At 64.8% G+C, this 16,329-nt stretch carries 12 protein-coding genes and 1 pseudogene; 9 read left to right on the plus strand and 4 right to left on the minus strand.

Annotated elements, in window-relative coordinates:
• The first annotated feature begins 83 nt into the window (after nucleotides 1-83).
• The 3 genes and pseudogenes from BLR94_RS04860 (at nucleotide 84) to BLR94_RS04870 (ending at nucleotide 4,614) form a co-directional block, all read left to right on the plus strand.
• Nucleotides 84-596 carry a DUF6436 domain-containing protein gene (locus BLR94_RS04860; RefSeq protein WP_420492667.1) on the plus strand — a complete coding sequence of 171 codons (513 nt, stop codon included), beginning with the start codon at nucleotides 84-86 and terminating at the stop codon, nucleotides 594-596.
• A gap of 87 nt (nucleotides 597-683) precedes the next feature.
• Nucleotides 684-2,171: a methyl-accepting chemotaxis protein gene (locus tag BLR94_RS04865; protein ID WP_084303646.1), complete on the plus strand. Its 1,488-nt coding sequence runs from the start codon at nucleotides 684-686 to the stop codon at nucleotides 2,169-2,171.
• A gap of 63 nt (nucleotides 2,172-2,234) precedes the next feature.
• Nucleotides 2,235-4,614 (plus strand): annotated as a pseudogene (locus BLR94_RS04870) (penicillin acylase family protein).
• 88 nt (nucleotides 4,615-4,702) lie between these two features.
• Here BLR94_RS04870 and rpmG read toward each other — a convergent pair.
• Nucleotides 4,703-4,858, minus strand: a complete 156-nt coding sequence (gene rpmG / locus BLR94_RS04875) for a 50S ribosomal protein L33 (RefSeq protein WP_083723973.1) — start codon at nucleotides 4,856-4,858, stop codon at nucleotides 4,703-4,705.
• A 9-nt stretch (nucleotides 4,859-4,867) separates the two neighbouring features.
• Nucleotides 4,868-5,104 (minus strand): 50S ribosomal protein L28, encoded by a 237-nt coding sequence (gene rpmB, locus BLR94_RS04880; RefSeq protein WP_084303647.1) that lies wholly within the window; start codon nucleotides 5,102-5,104, stop codon nucleotides 4,868-4,870.
• 381 nt (nucleotides 5,105-5,485) lie between these two features.
• Between rpmB and BLR94_RS04885 the strand changes: the two genes are divergently transcribed.
• Nucleotides 5,486-7,063, plus strand: coding sequence for an ABC transporter substrate-binding protein (locus BLR94_RS04885; RefSeq protein WP_084303648.1), 1,578 nt, complete (start codon nucleotides 5,486-5,488; stop codon nucleotides 7,061-7,063).
• Nucleotides 7,064-7,149: 86 nt separating this feature from the next.
• A complete protein-coding gene (locus tag BLR94_RS04890; protein WP_084303649.1) occupies nucleotides 7,150-8,514 on the plus strand; it encodes an esterase-like activity of phytase family protein in 1,365 nt (454 codons plus the stop codon).
• Nucleotides 8,515-8,523: 9 nt separating this feature from the next.
• On the opposite strand, the gene radC is transcribed toward BLR94_RS04890, so the two are convergent.
• Nucleotides 8,524-9,198 carry a RadC family protein gene (gene radC, locus BLR94_RS04895; RefSeq protein WP_084303650.1) on the minus strand — a complete coding sequence of 225 codons (675 nt, stop codon included), beginning with the start codon at nucleotides 9,196-9,198 and terminating at the stop codon, nucleotides 8,524-8,526.
• A gap of 177 nt (nucleotides 9,199-9,375) precedes the next feature.
• Here radC and coaBC point away from each other — a divergent pair, with 177 nt between their 5' ends.
• From coaBC to argB, 4 genes are all read left to right on the plus strand, one after another.
• Entirely contained in the window at nucleotides 9,376-10,584 is a 1,209-nt protein-coding gene (gene coaBC, locus BLR94_RS04900; RefSeq protein ID WP_084303651.1) for a bifunctional phosphopantothenoylcysteine decarboxylase/phosphopantothenate--cysteine ligase CoaBC, read from the plus strand.
• 30 nt (nucleotides 10,585-10,614) lie between these two features.
• The gene (dut, locus tag BLR94_RS04905; RefSeq protein WP_084303652.1) at nucleotides 10,615-11,070 is read left to right on the plus strand and encodes a dUTP diphosphatase; all 456 of its coding nucleotides are present in this window, start codon (nucleotides 10,615-10,617) and stop codon (nucleotides 11,068-11,070) included.
• Nucleotides 11,071-12,280: 1,210 nt separating this feature from the next.
• Complete coding sequence (gene algC / locus BLR94_RS27665; RefSeq protein WP_208601337.1) at nucleotides 12,281-13,672, plus strand: phosphomannomutase/phosphoglucomutase; 1,392 nt, start codon at nucleotides 12,281-12,283, stop codon at nucleotides 13,670-13,672.
• 24 nt (nucleotides 13,673-13,696) lie between these two features.
• On the plus strand, nucleotides 13,697-14,602 hold the full coding sequence (gene argB, locus BLR94_RS04915; protein ID WP_084303654.1) for an acetylglutamate kinase: 906 nt from the start codon (nucleotides 13,697-13,699) through the stop codon (nucleotides 14,600-14,602).
• A 140-nt stretch (nucleotides 14,603-14,742) separates the two neighbouring features.
• On the opposite strand, the gene BLR94_RS04920 is transcribed toward argB, so the two are convergent.
• On the minus strand, nucleotides 14,743-15,831 hold the full coding sequence (locus BLR94_RS04920; RefSeq protein WP_084303655.1) for a TRAP transporter substrate-binding protein: 1,089 nt from the start codon (nucleotides 15,829-15,831) through the stop codon (nucleotides 14,743-14,745).
• Nucleotides 15,832-16,329: the final 498 nt, after the last annotated feature.

The raw sequence follows: 16,329 nt of genomic DNA on the forward strand, positions 1-16,329 counted from the left end.
CCTCACCGGAAAGCTGCCACATGCCCCGTTCGCACCGCACCGCCCTGTTCGCCGTCCCGGTCGCCGTGATCTGGCTGGTCGCCATGGTGCTCGCCTTCTGGTGGTTCGAGGCGCGCTACCTGCGTCCGTTCAGCGATCGCACCACGCTGTTCGACGGCACCGAGCTGCACCTGCCGGCAGGGCTGGCCGGGCCAGGCAGGATTCGCCTGGTGCATTTCCAGGATCCGGCCTGCCCCTGTAATGTTGGCAATCAACAGCACCTGGCCGAACTCACGGCCCGTTACTCGATACGAGGCGTGAGCTTTTATGTGGTGCACAAGCCAGGCATGGAAGGTGCCCAGGCGGACGCCACGAGCGGCCTGCAACCACTCATCGGCCTGGAGGGCAGTGACAAGCTGCCCGCCAGCCCGGCGGTGGCAATCTGGGATCAGCGCGGTGAGCTGGCCTATTTCGGCCCTTACAGCAGCGGCTTCACCTGCACCTCCGGCAACAGCTTCATCGAACCTGTCCTCGACGCCTTGCTCGATGGCCGGCGCGTGGTAGCGAACAACAACCTGGCCAGCGGCTGTTTCTGCGACTGGGCAAAACTGCAGTGAACGGCCGTTGAGCAGAGGCGAACTTGAGCTTTTTATTATCGTTCTGCCACAACTTCCTGGCGCCGCCACAATTTATGAAGGGACATCATGCACAACACTTTCTATCGCCAGGCCGACCGCCTGATGCTTTGCGTCGTCTGGCTGATGACCCTGTATGCCCTCGGGCTGGCATTCTGGCACGCGACCTGGGCAGCAGCACTGATCATCGGTGGCGGTACCGCCGTCGCCCTGAGCGCCCTGTATGCCATGATCGGCGGTACACGGCCTTACCGTTGCCTGGTCGCCGTGGCGTTCATGGTGCTCGCGGCACTGCATATCCAGCAGAGCCACGGCATGGTCGAGATGCACTTCAGCATATTCGTCCTGCTGGCGTTCCTGGTCTATTACCGCGACTGGCTGCCGATATTGCTGGCCGCCGGCACCATCGCCGTCCATCACCTGGGCTTCTTCGCCCTGCAGCAGGCCGGCAGCGACGTGTTCCTGCTGCAGCCGGGTAACGGCTGGCCGATGGTCTTCATCCATGCCGCCTACGTGCTCGCCGAGACCCTCATCCTGCTGATCCTGGCCCGGCACAGCGCTCGCGATGCCGCAGCGGGCGAGGACCTGCGACGTACGTCGGCGCATTTGCTGCGTGATGGCGAGCCAGTCGACCTGGCTTACCGCAGCACCTCCAACGACGGTCTGGCCCAACGCTTCAATCGCTTCCTGGCGCTGCTCGACAACCTGGTCAGCCGGGTCGTGGGGGCGGGCGACGAGCTTCGCGGCACCAGCCAGCATCTCAGCCAGTCCACCCGTGGCCTGAATCAGTGCGCGCAAGACCTGCTCAGCGCCACCGCACAGATGGGCGGCGCCATCGAGCAGATGAGCGCGGCGGTCGGCGAAGTCTCCGACAATGCCGAGCAGGCCGCCCAGACCGCCCAACTGGCCGGCCGCGATGCCGCCGCTGGCGCATCGGCGATCAATGACACGCAGAGCGAGATCCAGGCCCTGGCCCGGCAGATCGATGGCAGCAGCAGCGTGGTACTGGAGCTGGCCGATGATGCCAGAGCCATCGACAAGGTGCTGGAGGTGATCCGCTCGGTAGCCGAGCAGACCAACCTGCTGGCCCTCAATGCGGCCATCGAGGCCGCCCGTGCCGGCGAACAGGGACGCGGGTTCGCGGTGGTGGCCGATGAGGTACGCCAGCTGGCGCAGCGCACCCAGCAGGCCACGGGCGAGATCCAGGGAATCATCGGGCGCCTGCAGCAAGGCGCCACCAACGCGGTCAATGCCATGGCGGAAAGCCACACCGGTGTCGCCCGCTGCGTGGGCCATACCGAACGTACCGTGGCGCTGCTGGATAACGTGCACCGCTCCATCGAGGCGATCCAGGTCATCGGCGTTTCCACGCGCGAACAGTTGACGGCCACCGCCGAGGTGGCACGCCTGATCGAGCAGGTACGCCAGGTCGCTGCACAGACCGTACGCGACGCCGGCGAGGTGGCCGGCGACAGCCAGCGCCTGGCCTCGCTGGCCGAGCACCTCAATGGTTTGTGCGGTCAGTTTCATGTCAGCCAGAACCGCGCCGTGTCCTGACCTTGCGGTCGACCGTGATTGCCCGCAGCATGGGCGCCCACGCCGCGACAAGGACGGGGCAGCATGAAACGCAGCTTCATCATTCTGGCGCTCGCCTTGCTGGTCACGGCGGGCGGCGGCACCTGGTACCTGCACGGCAAGCAACCGCTGCGTGACGGCCAGCTGACGCTGCAACGCCTGAGCGCCCCGGTGCAGGTGCACTACGACGAGCGTGGTGTGCCACATATCGAAGCGCACGACGAAGCCGACCTGTACCGAGCCCTGGGTTTCGTACAAGCCCAGGATCGCCTGTTCCAGATGGAAATGCTGCGGCGCCTGGCGCGCGGCGAACTGGCGGAAATTCTCGGCGCCAGGCTGCTGCCCACCGACCGCCTGTTCCGCAGCCTGGAAATCCGCACAAGGGCCGATCAGCAGGCCGCCCTGCTGGATACCGACAGCCCTCACGCCAAGGCCCTCGCCGCCTACCTCGACGGCATCAACCAGTACCAGGCCAGCCGCCCGGCGCCCCTGGAGTTCGACCTGCTGGGCATCGAGAAGCGCCCCTTCACCGCCGCGGACACCCTGTCCATCGCCGGTTACCTGGCCTACAGCTTCGCCGCGGCGCTGCGCAGCGAACCGCTGCTGACCCATGTTCGCGACGAGCTCGGCAGCGATTACCTGGAGATCTTCGATATCGACTGGCACCCTGAGGGCGTACTCGATACGCCTCTAGGGAAAGGGGACTGGCAGATGTTCGACCGCCTCACCCAGCTCAGCCAGCAGGCCCTGGCCGAAAACGGCCTGCCGCAGTTCGAGGGCAGCAATGCCTGGGCGGTATCGGGTTCGCGTACCAGCAGCGGCAAGCCCCTGCTGGCCGGCGATCCGCACATTCGCTTCTCCATACCCTCGGTGTGGTACGAGGCGCACCTCAAGTACCCGGGCTTCGAGCTGTACGGTCATCACCAGCCGGCGACCCCGGTGGCATTTCTCGGCCATAACCGCGATTTCGCCTGGAGCCTGACCATGTTCCAGAACGACGATATGGACCTGATCGCCGAACGGGTCAACCCGGACAATCCCGAGCAGGTCTGGTACCGGGGCCGCTGGGTCGACCTGCAGCATCGCCGGGAGATCATTCAGGTGAAGGACAGCGAGCCGGTGACCCTGGAGCTGCGCCGCTCCCCCCACGGCCCGATTATCAACGATGCCCTGGACGATGCTGGCGGCACGACACCGATCGCCCTGTGGTGGGCCTTCCTGGAAACCGAAAACCCGCTGCTCGACGCCTTCTACCGCCTGAACCGTGCCGACACCCTGGAAAAGGGCCGCGCCGCTGCAGAACGCATACACGCTCCGGGACTCAACCTGGTGTGGGCCAACGCCAGCGGCGACATCGCCTGGTGGGCGGCGGCGAAACTGCCGGAGCGACCAGCCGGGGTGAATCCGGCGTTCATCCTCGACGGTGGCAGCGCCGCGGCAGACAAGCCCGGCTTCCATCCCTTCAGCGCCAATCCTCAGGAAGAGAACCCGGCGCGCGGCTACATTGTCTCGGCCAACTTCCAGCCACTGTCGACCAGCGGCCTGGAAATTCCCGGCTACTACAACCCGCCGGAACGCGGCCAGCGCCTGAACCGGCACCTGGCCTAACCCGGATATACGCTGGGATCTGCACAACAGCCAGGCCCTGCAACTGGAGACCGGCACCGACTACGGCCCGCGGCTGCTGGCGCCGATCCTCGACGACTTGCGCGCAGCGGCAGCGGACGAGCTCGAGCAGGAACTGGTCGAAACCCTGGCCACCTGGAAGGGCGATCATCCGCTGGATTCAGTGGCCGCCACCCTGTTCAACCAGCTCACCTTCGAGCTGAGCCGGGTCGTCATGGCCGAGCGGCTGGGCCAGTCGTCCTTCGAGCAACTGCTGTCGACGCGCATGCTCGACAGCGCGCTACCGCGCCTCACCGCAGACCCGCAATCGCCCTGGTGGACAGCTGCCAACGGCCAACCCCGCAGCCGCGCCGACGCCGTGGCCAAGGCCTGGCGCGCGACGATGCGACACCTGCGAACGACCCTGGGCGAGAACCCCGAGCAATGGTACTGGGGGCCGGCACACACCCTTACCCATCAGCACCCGCTCGGCGTGCAGTGGCCACTGAACACGCTACTCAACGTCGGCCCGCTGGCAGCGCCTGGCGGCCATGAAACGCCGAACAACCTGTCGCACCGCATCGCCAGCGCGCCCTGGCAGGTGAGCTACGGTCCCTCGACGCGGCGCCTGGTCGACATGGCCGATGCCAGCCGCAGCCTGGGCATCAACCCGGTTGGCCAGAGCGGGGTGCCCTTCGATCGTCACTACCGCGATCAGGCACAACGCTTCATCGATGGGGCATACGTGCCGCAGCACCTGAGCGCCGAGGACGTCGTCGCCAATACCCGCAGCACGCTGACCCTCAATCCTGCGCCCTGAGCGACGGCCGGGCGCCTGCCCGGGCACAGATCACAGGCATGAAAAAGCCCGCCATGAGGCGGGCTTTTTCAACAGGGGCGCCGATCAATTACTTGATCTTGGCTTCCTTGTAGGTCACGTGCTTACGTACGACTGGATCGAATTTCTTGATTTCGATCTTGTCGGGCGTGGTGCGTTTGTTCTTGTCGGTGGTGTAGAAGTGGCCGGTACCGGCACTGGACACCAAACGGATCAGTTCGCGCATGATAGCTCCTTAAACCTTTTCGCCGCGGCTGCGGATTTCAGCCAGCACTACGTCAATACCACGCTTGTCGATGATGCGCATGCCTTTGGCAGTGACGCGCAGACGAACGAAGCGTTTTTCGGACTCGACCCAGAAGCGGTGATGCTGCAGGTTCGGCAGGAAACGACGACGGGTTTTGTTGTTGGCGTGGGAAATGTTATTCCCGGTTACCGGACCCTTACCGGTAACTTGACAGACTCTCGACATACCTCAGCCCTCTAAAACCACATGCCCAACCCGGCATGGGTTGGCCGCTTAATCTCTGTTTTTCGGCGCTGGGCGCCGCGTTTCTTCAGGGTCTTACCGGCGATAGATCGCAATCAAGCGACCGGGCCCCTAGAAAAGAGCGCTGCTTTATACCAGAAAGCCCCCTGAGCAACAAGCGCGAAAGAACTTAGCAGGCGGCATTCGATGCTGCACCGACCGAACCTCCGGGCATGGCTGGCAGCGACCGCTCGTCGCCACGATACATTGTCCGCCTTCGCCTTATCGCTTAGTGTCTGTTTCACGCGTCAGCGCCACCCGCCCTGTCCGCGCTTTCCATTCGACGGCACGCCGGATGCGCGCCGCCCCGCCCAGGAGTTTTCCATGCGCCTCGCTCTTTTGCCACTGCTGATCGCCCCACTGTTCGTTCAGGCAGCCACCCTCAGCGTCTGCACCGAAGCCAGCCCGGACGGGTTCGACGTGGTGCAGTACAACTCCCTGACCACGACCAACGCGTCCGCCGATGTGCTGATGAACCGCCTGGTCGATTTCGATGCGGCCAGCGGCAAGCTGGTACCGAGCCTGGCCAGCAAATGGGAGGTTTCCCAGGACGGCCTCGCCTACACCTTTACCCTGCGCCCCGACGTGCAGTTCCACCGCACCGACTACTTCAAGCCCAGCCGCCCACTGGAAGCCGACGACGTGCTGTTCAGCTTCCAGCGCATGCTCGACCCTGCTCAGCCTTGGCATAAGGTGGCCACCAGCGGCTATCCCCATGCCCAATCCATGCAGTGGCCGGCGTTGGTCAAGGCAGTCGAGAAGGTCGACGCCCACCAGGTACGTATCACCCTCGATAAGCCGGACGCGACCTTTCTCGCCACCCTGAGCATGGGCTTCGCCTCCATTTATTCCGCCGAGTACGCCGACCAGTTGCTCAAGGCCGGCACACCGGAGAAACTCAACAGCCAGCCCATCGGCACCGGGCCCTTCGTGTTCCGGCGCTTCCAGAAGGACGCCGCCGTGCGCTATGTCGCCAACGCGGATTACTTCGCCGGCAAGCCGAATGTCGATGCGATGGTCTTTGCCATTACCCCGGACGCCAACGTGCGCCTGCAGAAGCTGCGCCGTGGCGAATGCCATATCGCCCTGTCGCCCAAACCGCTGGATGTCGAAGCGGCCAGCAAGGACGCCAACCTCACCAGCGTGAAGACCGCGGCCTTCATGACCGCCTTCGTCGCCATCAACAGTCAGCATCCACCGCTGGACAAGCCGGCCGTGCGCCAGGCCATCAACCTGGCGTTCGACAAGGCCAGCTACCTGAAAGCGGTATTCGAGAACAGCGCGGAACCCGCCAGCGGCCCTTATCCGCCCAATACCTGGAGCTACGCCAACGACCTGCCTGGCTATGCCCATGATCCGCAAAAAGCCCGTGCGCTGCTGGCCGATGCGGGCCTGGCCGATGGTTTCAAGACCACCATCTGGACACGCCCGTCCGGCAGCGTGCTCAATCCCAATCCCAGCCTTGGCGCACAACTGCTGCAGGCCGATCTGGCTGAAGTCGGCATCACCGCAGAGATCCGCGTGATCGAGTGGGGCGAACTGATTCGCCGCGCCAAGGCGGGCGAGCATGACCTGCTGTTCATGGGCTGGGCCGGCGACAACGGTGATCCGGACAACTTCCTGACCCCGCAGTTTCCCTGCGCCTCGGTGGAGTCCGGCCTGAACTTCGCCCGCTACTGCGACGCCAAGCTCGACAAGCTGATCGCCGACGGCAAGGCCATCAGCGATCAGGCAAAACGCGCCGCGCTATATAAAGATGCTCAGGCGAGCATCCAGCAACAGGCGCTGTGGCTGCCCCTGGCGCACCCGACGGTCTACGCCCTGACCCGCAAGGGCGTCGAGGGCTACAGCGTCAGCCCGTTCGGCCGCCAGGACTTCTCCAGGGTCAGCGTGAAGCCCTGATGTCGCGCGGGGGCAGGCCGCTGTCACAGCCATGACACACGCCTGCGCCACCCTGTGCGTCGTTCACACGGGGGATGATCCAGGCCATGCGTTTCGATGCCAGCGTTTGCAAACTGCTAGTCACCACACTCTGCTGTGTCCCGCTCGCCTCGAACGGGCAGGCCACGGCAAACGCCTACCCCGCGATACTGGCCGGCCACGCCGTGCTGCCGGCGGCCAGCTTCGTGCCCCCACCGACGGATGCACCGGCCGATTTCGCAGTCAGCGGCAAATTCTCCAATGGCCAGCGCAGCGAGAAAATCGGCAGCGTGGAGGGGATGTCGGCCAATCGCCCCACCGGCATGTCGCTGCCTTTCGAAGGTCAGCCGCTGCAGGGCCATTCCGGCATCAAGCACATGCCCGACGGCACCTTCTGGATACTGAGCGACAACGGCTTCGGCACCAAGGCCAACTCGGCCGACGCTATGCTCTACCTCAACCACTACGAGGTCGACTTCCAGTCAGGCGAATTCAATCGGCTGGCAACGGTATTTCTCAGCGACCCGGACAAGAAGGTACCGTTTCGAATCGTTCATGAAGGCTCGAAAGCGCGCTACCTGTCGGGCGCCGATTTCGACCCCGAGAGTTTTCAGTTCGCAGGTGATGCACTCTGGATCGGTGACGAGTTCGGCCCCTATGTGATCAAGGCCGATTTGCAGGGCCGGGTGCAGAAGGTCTTCGATGTGGAGGTAGCGGGCAAACCGCTGCGCTCGCCAGACAACCCCGCGGTCAAATTGCCTGGCTGGCCTGCCGAACCAATGAACGTCGAGGTACGGCGTTCCAAGGGTCTGGAGGGCATGGCGGCCTCGCGCGACGGCAGCAAACTCTACGCCCTGCTCGAAGGCCCCCTGTGGGATGCCGCCAGCAACGGCGCCGAGCAGCAGGATGGCAAGAACGTGCTGCGCATGCTCGAGTTCGACGTGCGGCGCGAGGCCTGGACGGGGCGCCACTGGCTGTACGCCCTGGAGCAGCCCGGCCACGCCATCGGCGACTTCAACATGATCGATGCCAACAGCGGGCTGATCATCGAGCGCGACAATGGCGAAGGTACCGCCGACAAGGCCTGCCCTGCCGGCGAAAAAGGCAGCACCTGCTTCTCCGACATCGCCCGCTTCAAACGCGTCTACAAGGTGGCGTTCGACGACAGCAACGCTGGTCAGCCGGTGCGCAAGGTCGGCTACGTCGACCTGCTCGCCATCGAGGATCCACGAGGCCTGGCACGCAAGCCAATGAACGATGGCGTGTTGACCTTCCCGTTCTTCACCATCGAGAACGTCGACGTCGTCGACGCCACGCACATCGTCGTCGGCAACGACAACAACCTGCCGTTCTCCAGCAGTCGCGAACCCAACCGCGCGGATGACAGCGAGCTGGTTCTGCTGGAAGTGGGCGAGCTGCTGCGCGCCCACTAGCCGGGCAGGCTACATCCAGCCATGCTCGGCCATCGACAACGGCTCTCCATCGCCAACGATGAAATGGTCGAGGATGCGTACTTCGACCAGGGCGAGCGCCTCCTTCAATCGCTGGGTCAGCACCTTGTCGGCCTGGCTCGGTTCGACGATACCCGACGGGTGATTGTGGGTGAGGATCAGCGCCGCGGCATTATGCGCCAGCGCGCGCTTGACCACCTGCCGCGGGTAAACGCTGGTACTGTCGATTGAGCCCTGGAACAGCGCCTCGAACGCCAGCACGCGATGCTTGGCATCGAGAAACAGGCAGCCAAACACCTCGTGGGGCTCGTGGCGCAGCAGTGCCTTGAGGTAATCCCGCACCGCCTGGGGGCTTTCCAGCGCCGAATCACGCCGTAGCTGCTCGGCCAGATGCCGGCGGGCCATTTCCAGCACCGCCTGCAGCTGCGCGAACTTGGCCGGCCCGAGCCCGAGGCGTTGACTGAAGGACGCCAGATCAGCCTGCAACAACGCCCGCAGGCTACCGAAATCGGCGAGCAGGTGACGCGCCAGATCCACCGCACTCTGCCCCGCCACGCCGGTGCGCAGGAAGATCGCCAGCAACTCGGCGTCGGTCAGGCTGACCGCCCCCTGGGCCAGCAACTTCTCCCGCGGGCGCTCTGCCGCAGGCCACTCACGAATACTCATCGAGACACTCCCTGTCCGTTCGAATCGGCATCACCTGCCGCTGGCGAAACCCTCGCCCGGCACGCCGCTGCTCCCCTGCTGCCGCTGTGCTATCGTAGCCCGGTTTTTCGCGGGGTGCCGGGGCTGGGGAGGCGCCGATATCCTGCGTCTGTAACTCCATACGACAAAGGCAGAGTTATGCAGCGGCTGTATCGCAAACGCATCATCCTTGGCGTGGGTGGCGGCATCGCGGCGTACAAGAGCGCCGAGCTGGTGCGCCGCCTCAAGGATCAGGGTGCCGAAGTGCGCGTGGTCATGACCCAGGGTGGTCGCGAGTTCATCACGCCGCTGACCCTGCAGGCGCTGTCCGGTCACCCGGTGCACCAGGATCTGCTCGACCCGGCCGCAGAAGCCGCCATGGGCCATATCGAGCTGGCGCGCTGGGCCGATCTGGTACTGATCGCGCCCGCCACCGCCGACCTCATGGCGCGCCTGGCACAAGGCGTGGCCGACGACCTGCTGACCACCCTGGTACTGGCCACCGATGCGCCCGTGGCCCTGGCGCCCGCCATGAACCAGGCGATGTGGGGCGACCCGGCCACCCAGGCCAACGCCGAGTTGCTGCGCTCGCGCGGCCTGCGCCTGTTCGGGCCGGCATCCGGCAGCCAGGCCTGTGGCGACGTGGGCCTGGGGCGCATGCTCGAAGCCGATGACCTGGCGCATCTCGCCGCCGACTGCTTCGAACACCTCGCACTGACCGGTAAGCACGTGCTGATCACCGCTGGCCCGACCCAGGAAAACATCGACCCGGTGCGCTACATCACCAACCACAGCTCCGGCAAGATGGGCTTCGCCCTCGCCGAAGCGGCGGTGGAAGCCGGTGCCAAGGTTACCCTGATCAGCGGTCCGGTGCACCTGGCGACGCCGGATCGGGTCAACCGCATCGACGTGGTCAGCGCCCGTGACATGCTCGCCGCCTGCGAAGCGGCGATGCCCTGCGATATCCTCATCGCGGCGGCCGCGGTCGCCGACTACCGCCCGGAAGTCGTCGCCCAGCACAAATTGAAGAAAGACCCGAACAGCGGTGACGGCCTGCTGCTGCAGATGATCCGCAACCCGGACATTCTCGCCACTCTGGCACACCGTGACGACCGTCCCTTCAGCGTCGGCTTCGCCGCCGAGACCGAGAACCTGCTGGAGTACGCCTCGCGCAAACTCAAGGACAAGAATCTCGATCTGATCGTCGCCAACGACGTGGCCAACCCCAGCATCGGTTTCAACAGTGAAGACAACGCGATCACCATCATCAATCGCGAGCTGCAGCAGAGCAGCTTCGCGCAGACCAGCAAGGGCAAGATCGCCCGGCAACTGGTCAGCTTCATCGCCGCACGCCAGCACAAACCCTGATATTCACCAGCACGGAAACCCTGATCGTCCATGCACGCCCTACACGCCAAGATCCTCGACCCACGCCTCGGTAGCAACTTCCCCATGCCGGCCTATTCCACGCCCGGTTCAGCAGGCCTCGATCTGCGTGCCATGCTCAAGGAAGACCTGACCCTGGAACCGGGGCAGACCGTATTGATACCCACCGGCCTGGCGATCCACGTCGCCGACCCCGGCCTGGCGGCGCTGATCCTGCCGCGCTCGGGCCTGGGCCACAAACACGGCATCGTGCTCGGTAACCTGGTCGGCCTGATCGACTCCGACTATCAGGGCGAACTGATGGTGTCGTGCTGGAACCGCGGCAACAGCGCCTTCACCATGGCGATTGGCGAGCGCATTGCCCAACTGGTGCTGGTACCGGTGGTACAGGCGCGCTTCGAGGTGGTCGAGGACTTCGACGACAGCGAGCGCGGCAGCGGTGGTTTCGGCCATTCCGGCAGCCACTGAAGCAGGCCCAATCGCCAGGAGACGTCTGATGAAAGGCTTCAAACACGCGCCCAAGGAAAAACGCTCCGGCGATTCGCAAGACAACTCGCGGCCGCAACACAAGGCCAGTGCCGACCTGTTGCCCGGCGCCCTGGCCGCCACCCTCGGCCTAGTGTTGGCCAGTGCGCTGCTGTGGGTCACCGCGGTCAGCCCGGCCCAGCAGGTGCAGCAGCAACAGCTGAGCCGCGCATGGGGCGAGAGCCAGGCGGCCAGCGTGCAACAGGCGCTCAGGCAACTCAGCGCCGACACCATCGCGGCAGCCCGCAACCCGGTACTGTCACAAGCGCTGCAAAGCGGCGATCAAGGGCAACTGCGCAATGCCGAAAACGGCCTGCGCTACTGGAGCGCGGTGGTCGATGCCCAGCTCAACCTCACCGGCCAGGCCATTCCGGACAACACCCGCACGGCACCGATGAATTTCGCCGCCCTGGACATGCTGCGTCGCCTGGAGAGCGGCCAGGCGCCAGCAGTCGAAGCCTACCGGGTGGGCGAACGCTGGCTGGCCTACAGTGTGGCCCCGGTGCGCCAGGACGACACCCAGCCAATGCTCGGCACCCTGCTGCTGGCCGTCGATATCGACCGCGTGCTTGCCAACCTGCCACCGCTGCCCGCCGATGTCGGTCAGATCCAACTGGTGCAGCGCTTCGGCGGCGGTGCCGCACAGGTTCTGGCCCAGCGCGGCCAGGCCGATGGTAGCGCCCAGGCATTCGCCACCGGCAACCCACACTGGACGCTGAACTTCACGCCGGCCTCCAGCCTCGCTGCGAACGGGCTGTCACCGACCCTGCTGATGCTCGCCCTGCTGGTCGCGCTGGCTGGCGCACTGACCGGTGTTTACCTGGTCAACCGCCGCCTGCAGCAGCGCCTGGACAGTGACACCTCGCAATTGAGCCAACTGGTCAAAGAACTCTGCGCGGGCAAAGCCGTCAAAGCCTTCAGCTTGAGCCTGCCGGCCCTGCATGACCTGGCGCAAAGCCTGAGCCGACTCCCCCGTCGCGCCCAGGAGCCGGTGGCCGTCCGCCCGGACGTCATCGCCAGTCGACAAACCGCTGGTGGCGGCGCGGCCAAGCCGGCGGATCCCATGGATCCGCTGTTTCAAGACACCGATATCCTCGATATCGACATTCTCGACGACGACCAGGATCTCCTGGGACTGGAGCAGACCCCGATCATGACCGCGCCGCAAGCCCCGAAACTCCCAGCAGACATCTTCCGCGCCTATGACATCCGCGGCGTTGTGGGCGCTGGCCTGACCCCGGAAACCGCCTATTGGATCGGCCGCGCCATAGGCACGCAGAGCCTGGCAGAGGGCGAGCCCAACGTCTCCGTTGGCCGTGACGGTCGCCTGTCCGGCCCAACGCTGGTACAGCAGTTGATCAACGGCCTGGTCGACAGCGGCTGCCTGGTCAGTGACGTCGGCATGGTGCCGACGCCCGTGGTGTACTACGCGGCCCACGTGCTGGCCGGCAAATCCGCGGTGATGCTCACCGGCAGCCATAACCCGCCGGACTACAACGGCTTCAAGATCGTCATCGCCGGCGACACCCTGGCCAACGAGCAGATCCAGGCACTCAAGACACGCATCGACACCAATGACCTGGCCAGCGGCGAAGGCAGTGTAGAGGCGGTCGACCTGCTGCCGCGTTACCTGGAACAGATCCGCAACGACATCGCCATGGCCAAGCCCCTGCGCGTGGTGGTCGATTGCGGCAACGGTGCGGCAGGCGTGATCGCCCCGCAGTTGATCGAAGCCCTGGGCTGCAAGGTGATTCCGCTGTTCTGCGAGGTCGACGGCAACTTCCCCAATCACCATCCGGATCCGGGCAAACCCGAGAACCTCGTCGACCTGATCGCCAAGGTCAAGGAAGAGAACGCTGATATCGGCCTGGCTTTCGATGGCGATGGCGACCGCGTCGGCGTGGTCACCAACACCGGCTCTATCGTCTACGCGGATCGTCTGCTGATGCTGTTCGCCAAGGACGTGGTCTCGCGCAACCCGGGCGCCGACATCATCTTCGACGTCAAATGCACGCGGCGCCTGACCCCGCTGATCAGCGGCTACGGTGGTCGCCCGGTGATGTGGAAGACCGGCCACTCGCTGATCAAGAAGAAGATGAAGGAAACCGGCGCCCTGCTGGCCGGGGAAATGAGCGGCCACGTGTTCTTCAAGGAGCGCTGGTTCGGTTTCGACGACGGCATCTATGCCGCTGCCCGCCTGCTGGAAATTCTCAGCCAGGACAAGCGCAGCGCCGAGCAGGTATTCGCCGCCTTCCCCAACGACGTGTCGACCCCGGAGATCAACATCCAGGTCACCGAGCAGACCAAGTTCCCCATCGTCGAGCGCCTGCAGCGTGAAGGCCAGTGGGGCGAAGGCAGTGTGACCAACCTCGACGGCGTGCGCGTCGACTACCCGAAAGGCTGGGGCCTGGTGCGTGCGTCCAATACCACGCCGGTTCTGGTACTGCGCTTCGAAGCGGAGAACCAGGCAGAACTCGAGCGGATTCAGGAACTGTTCCGCACGCAGATGCACCTCGTCGCGCCCGATGTCAAATTACCGTTCTGATCCGCCCAGCACTGGAGCCCCCGCATGACCCTAGAGCGTGATGCCGCCACCAACGTCGCCAAGGTGCTGTCCGAAGCACTGCCGTACATTCGCCGCTTCGTTGGCAAGACCCTGGTGATCAAATACGGCGGCAACGCCATGGAAAGCGACGAGCTGAAGACCGGCTTCGCCCGCGACATCGTGCTGATGAAGGCGGTCGGCATCAACCCGGTGGTGGTTCACGGTGGTGGCCCGCAGATCGGTGATCTGCTCAAGCGCCTGTCCATCGAGAGCCACTTCGTCGACGGCATGCGCGTGACCGACGCACAGACCATGGACGTGGTGGAGATGGTGCTCGGCGGCAAGGTCAACAAGGACATCGTCAACCTGATCAACAGCCATGGCGGCAGCGCCATCGGCCTGACCGGCAAGGATGCCGAGCTGATCCGCGCCAAGAAGCTCACCGTCAGCCGCCAGACACCGGAGATGACCCAGCCGGAAATCATCGATATCGGCCATGTCGGCGAAGTCACCGGGGTCAACGTCGAGCTGCTGAACATGCTGGTCAAGGGCAACTTCATCCCGGTTATCGCGCCGATCGGCGTGGGCCCGAACGGCGAGTCCTACAACATCAACGCCGACCTGGTGGCCGGCAAGGTCGCCGAGGCGCTGAAGGCAGAGAAGCTGATGCTGCTGACCAACATCGCCGGCCTGATGGACAAGCAGGGCGAGGTACTCACCGGCCTGACCACTGAGCAGGTCGATAGCCTGATCGCCGACGGCACCATCTACGGCGGCATGCTGCCGAAGATTCGCTGCGCACTGGAAGCGGTGCAGGGCGGCGTGACCGCCGCGCACATCATCGATGGTCGGGTACCCAACGCCGTGCTGCTGGAAATCTTCACCGACACCGGTGTGGGCACCCTGATCAGCAACCGCAAGCGTCACTGATCGCTCTGCGTAAAACGAAAACGCCGGCTCCAAGCCGGCGTTTTCGTTTACAGATGTTGTAGCCCGGGTGGAGCGAAGCGACACCCGGGAACCACATAACTGGGTATCGCTTCGCTCCACCAGGCTACGGCTCTTCAGCCTCAACGAATCGCGTAGATGTCCTTCTCGTTGGCTTCGGCGTACTCGTACAGGCGCGCCAGATAGGCCTTCTGCTGCTCCCAGACTTTCTGCGCGGCGGGGTCGGCGGCGGCGGTGGCATCGACCACGCCGGCAGACACTTCCTTGAGCTTGGCGAGCACGTGATCCGGCAGGCGGCGCACATCGACGCCATCCTTCTTCAACTGCTCCATGGACTCCATGTTCTTGGCGTTGTAGTCGTCGAGCATGTCGCCGTTGACGTCGCGAGCAGCGGCGCGAACGATGGCCTGCAGATCCGCCGGCAGGGTTTCCCAGGCCTTGATATTGATATCCAGTTCGAAGGTGACGTTCGGCTCCTGCCAACCCGGCGTGTAGCAATACCTGGCCGCCTTGTGCAGGCCCAGCGCCTGGTCGTTGTAGGGCCCGATCCATTCGGTGGCGTCGATGCTGCCGGTCTGCAGGGCGGTGAGGATCTCGCCGGCGGGCATGTTGACCACGGTGCCACCGACCTTGCTCAGTACCTCGCCGCCCAGACCCGGGGTGCGCATCCTCAGGCCCTTGAGATCGTCGAGCGCATTGATTTCCTTGTTGAACCAGCCAGCGGTCTGCACACCGGTGGCGCCGCAGGCCATCGGCAGCACCCCATAGGGTCGGTAGATTTCCTCCCAGAGCTGGATGCCGCCGCCGTAGTGCAGCCAGGCGTTCATTTCCTGAGCATTGGGGCCAAAGGGCAGCGCGCAGAAGAATTGTGCGGCGGGCACCTTGCGCTTCCAGTAGTACGGCGCACCATGGCCCATCTCGGCAGTGCCGCGCGACACCGCGTCGAACACTTCGAGGGCCGGTACCAGCTCACCGGCAGCGTGAACCTTGACCTGCAGACGGCCATTGCTCATCTGCTCGACCAGCCTGGCGAAGCGCTCGACACCCACGCCAACACCCGGGAAGTCCTTCGGCCAGGAGGTGACCATTTTCCAGTTGAAGGTCTTGCTTGCGGCGGGCGCTTGCGAAAGGCCCGCCTGTTCCTTGCAGCCGACCAATGCCCCCGCGGCAATGCCGGCGCCCGCGGCAGCCAGTATATGGCGACGTTTCATGGGTAGCTCCTTGCAGTAATAGTGACCCTGGGGCCATTCCCGCCTCGATGGACAGGTGGCGACCCGCCAGCCGCTCCGAGGGTCTGTAGACGTTTCACGCACGGCCGCGCCCGCTCCTGGCGGGCTGGCGGCATTTCCCACACCCTGTGGGGCACACAGCCACCAAGTTTAGCTGGCTAAATGAGCCGGCGAGAAACGCAGCAGCGCGGCAAAACGGATCCGGCCCTGCGGGGGCCACCCAGATTTCTCGCGGCAACGCGGCTCGCGTTGAAACGTCAACAGACCCTAGGCCTGCATAGTGGCGTCTCGACGCGCACAAGTGTTTCAACCCCTCTCCCCTGAATGGCCTGCAACCCGCGCCGGCGTCCTCAGGCGCCCCTGACTCTCGACGTCATCGACCCCCTCTTCGTGGGGGTGTCTACGCAGGCCCGGCCCGGGGTGACGCTCGCCCCGAACCTGCAGAGCCCGCTCCCCACGCTGGCATTGAATTCCCGCGGT

It is taken from the genome of Phytopseudomonas flavescens, assembly GCF_900100535.1.
Lineage (GTDB): Bacteria > Pseudomonadota > Gammaproteobacteria > Pseudomonadales > Pseudomonadaceae > Aquipseudomonas > Aquipseudomonas flavescens.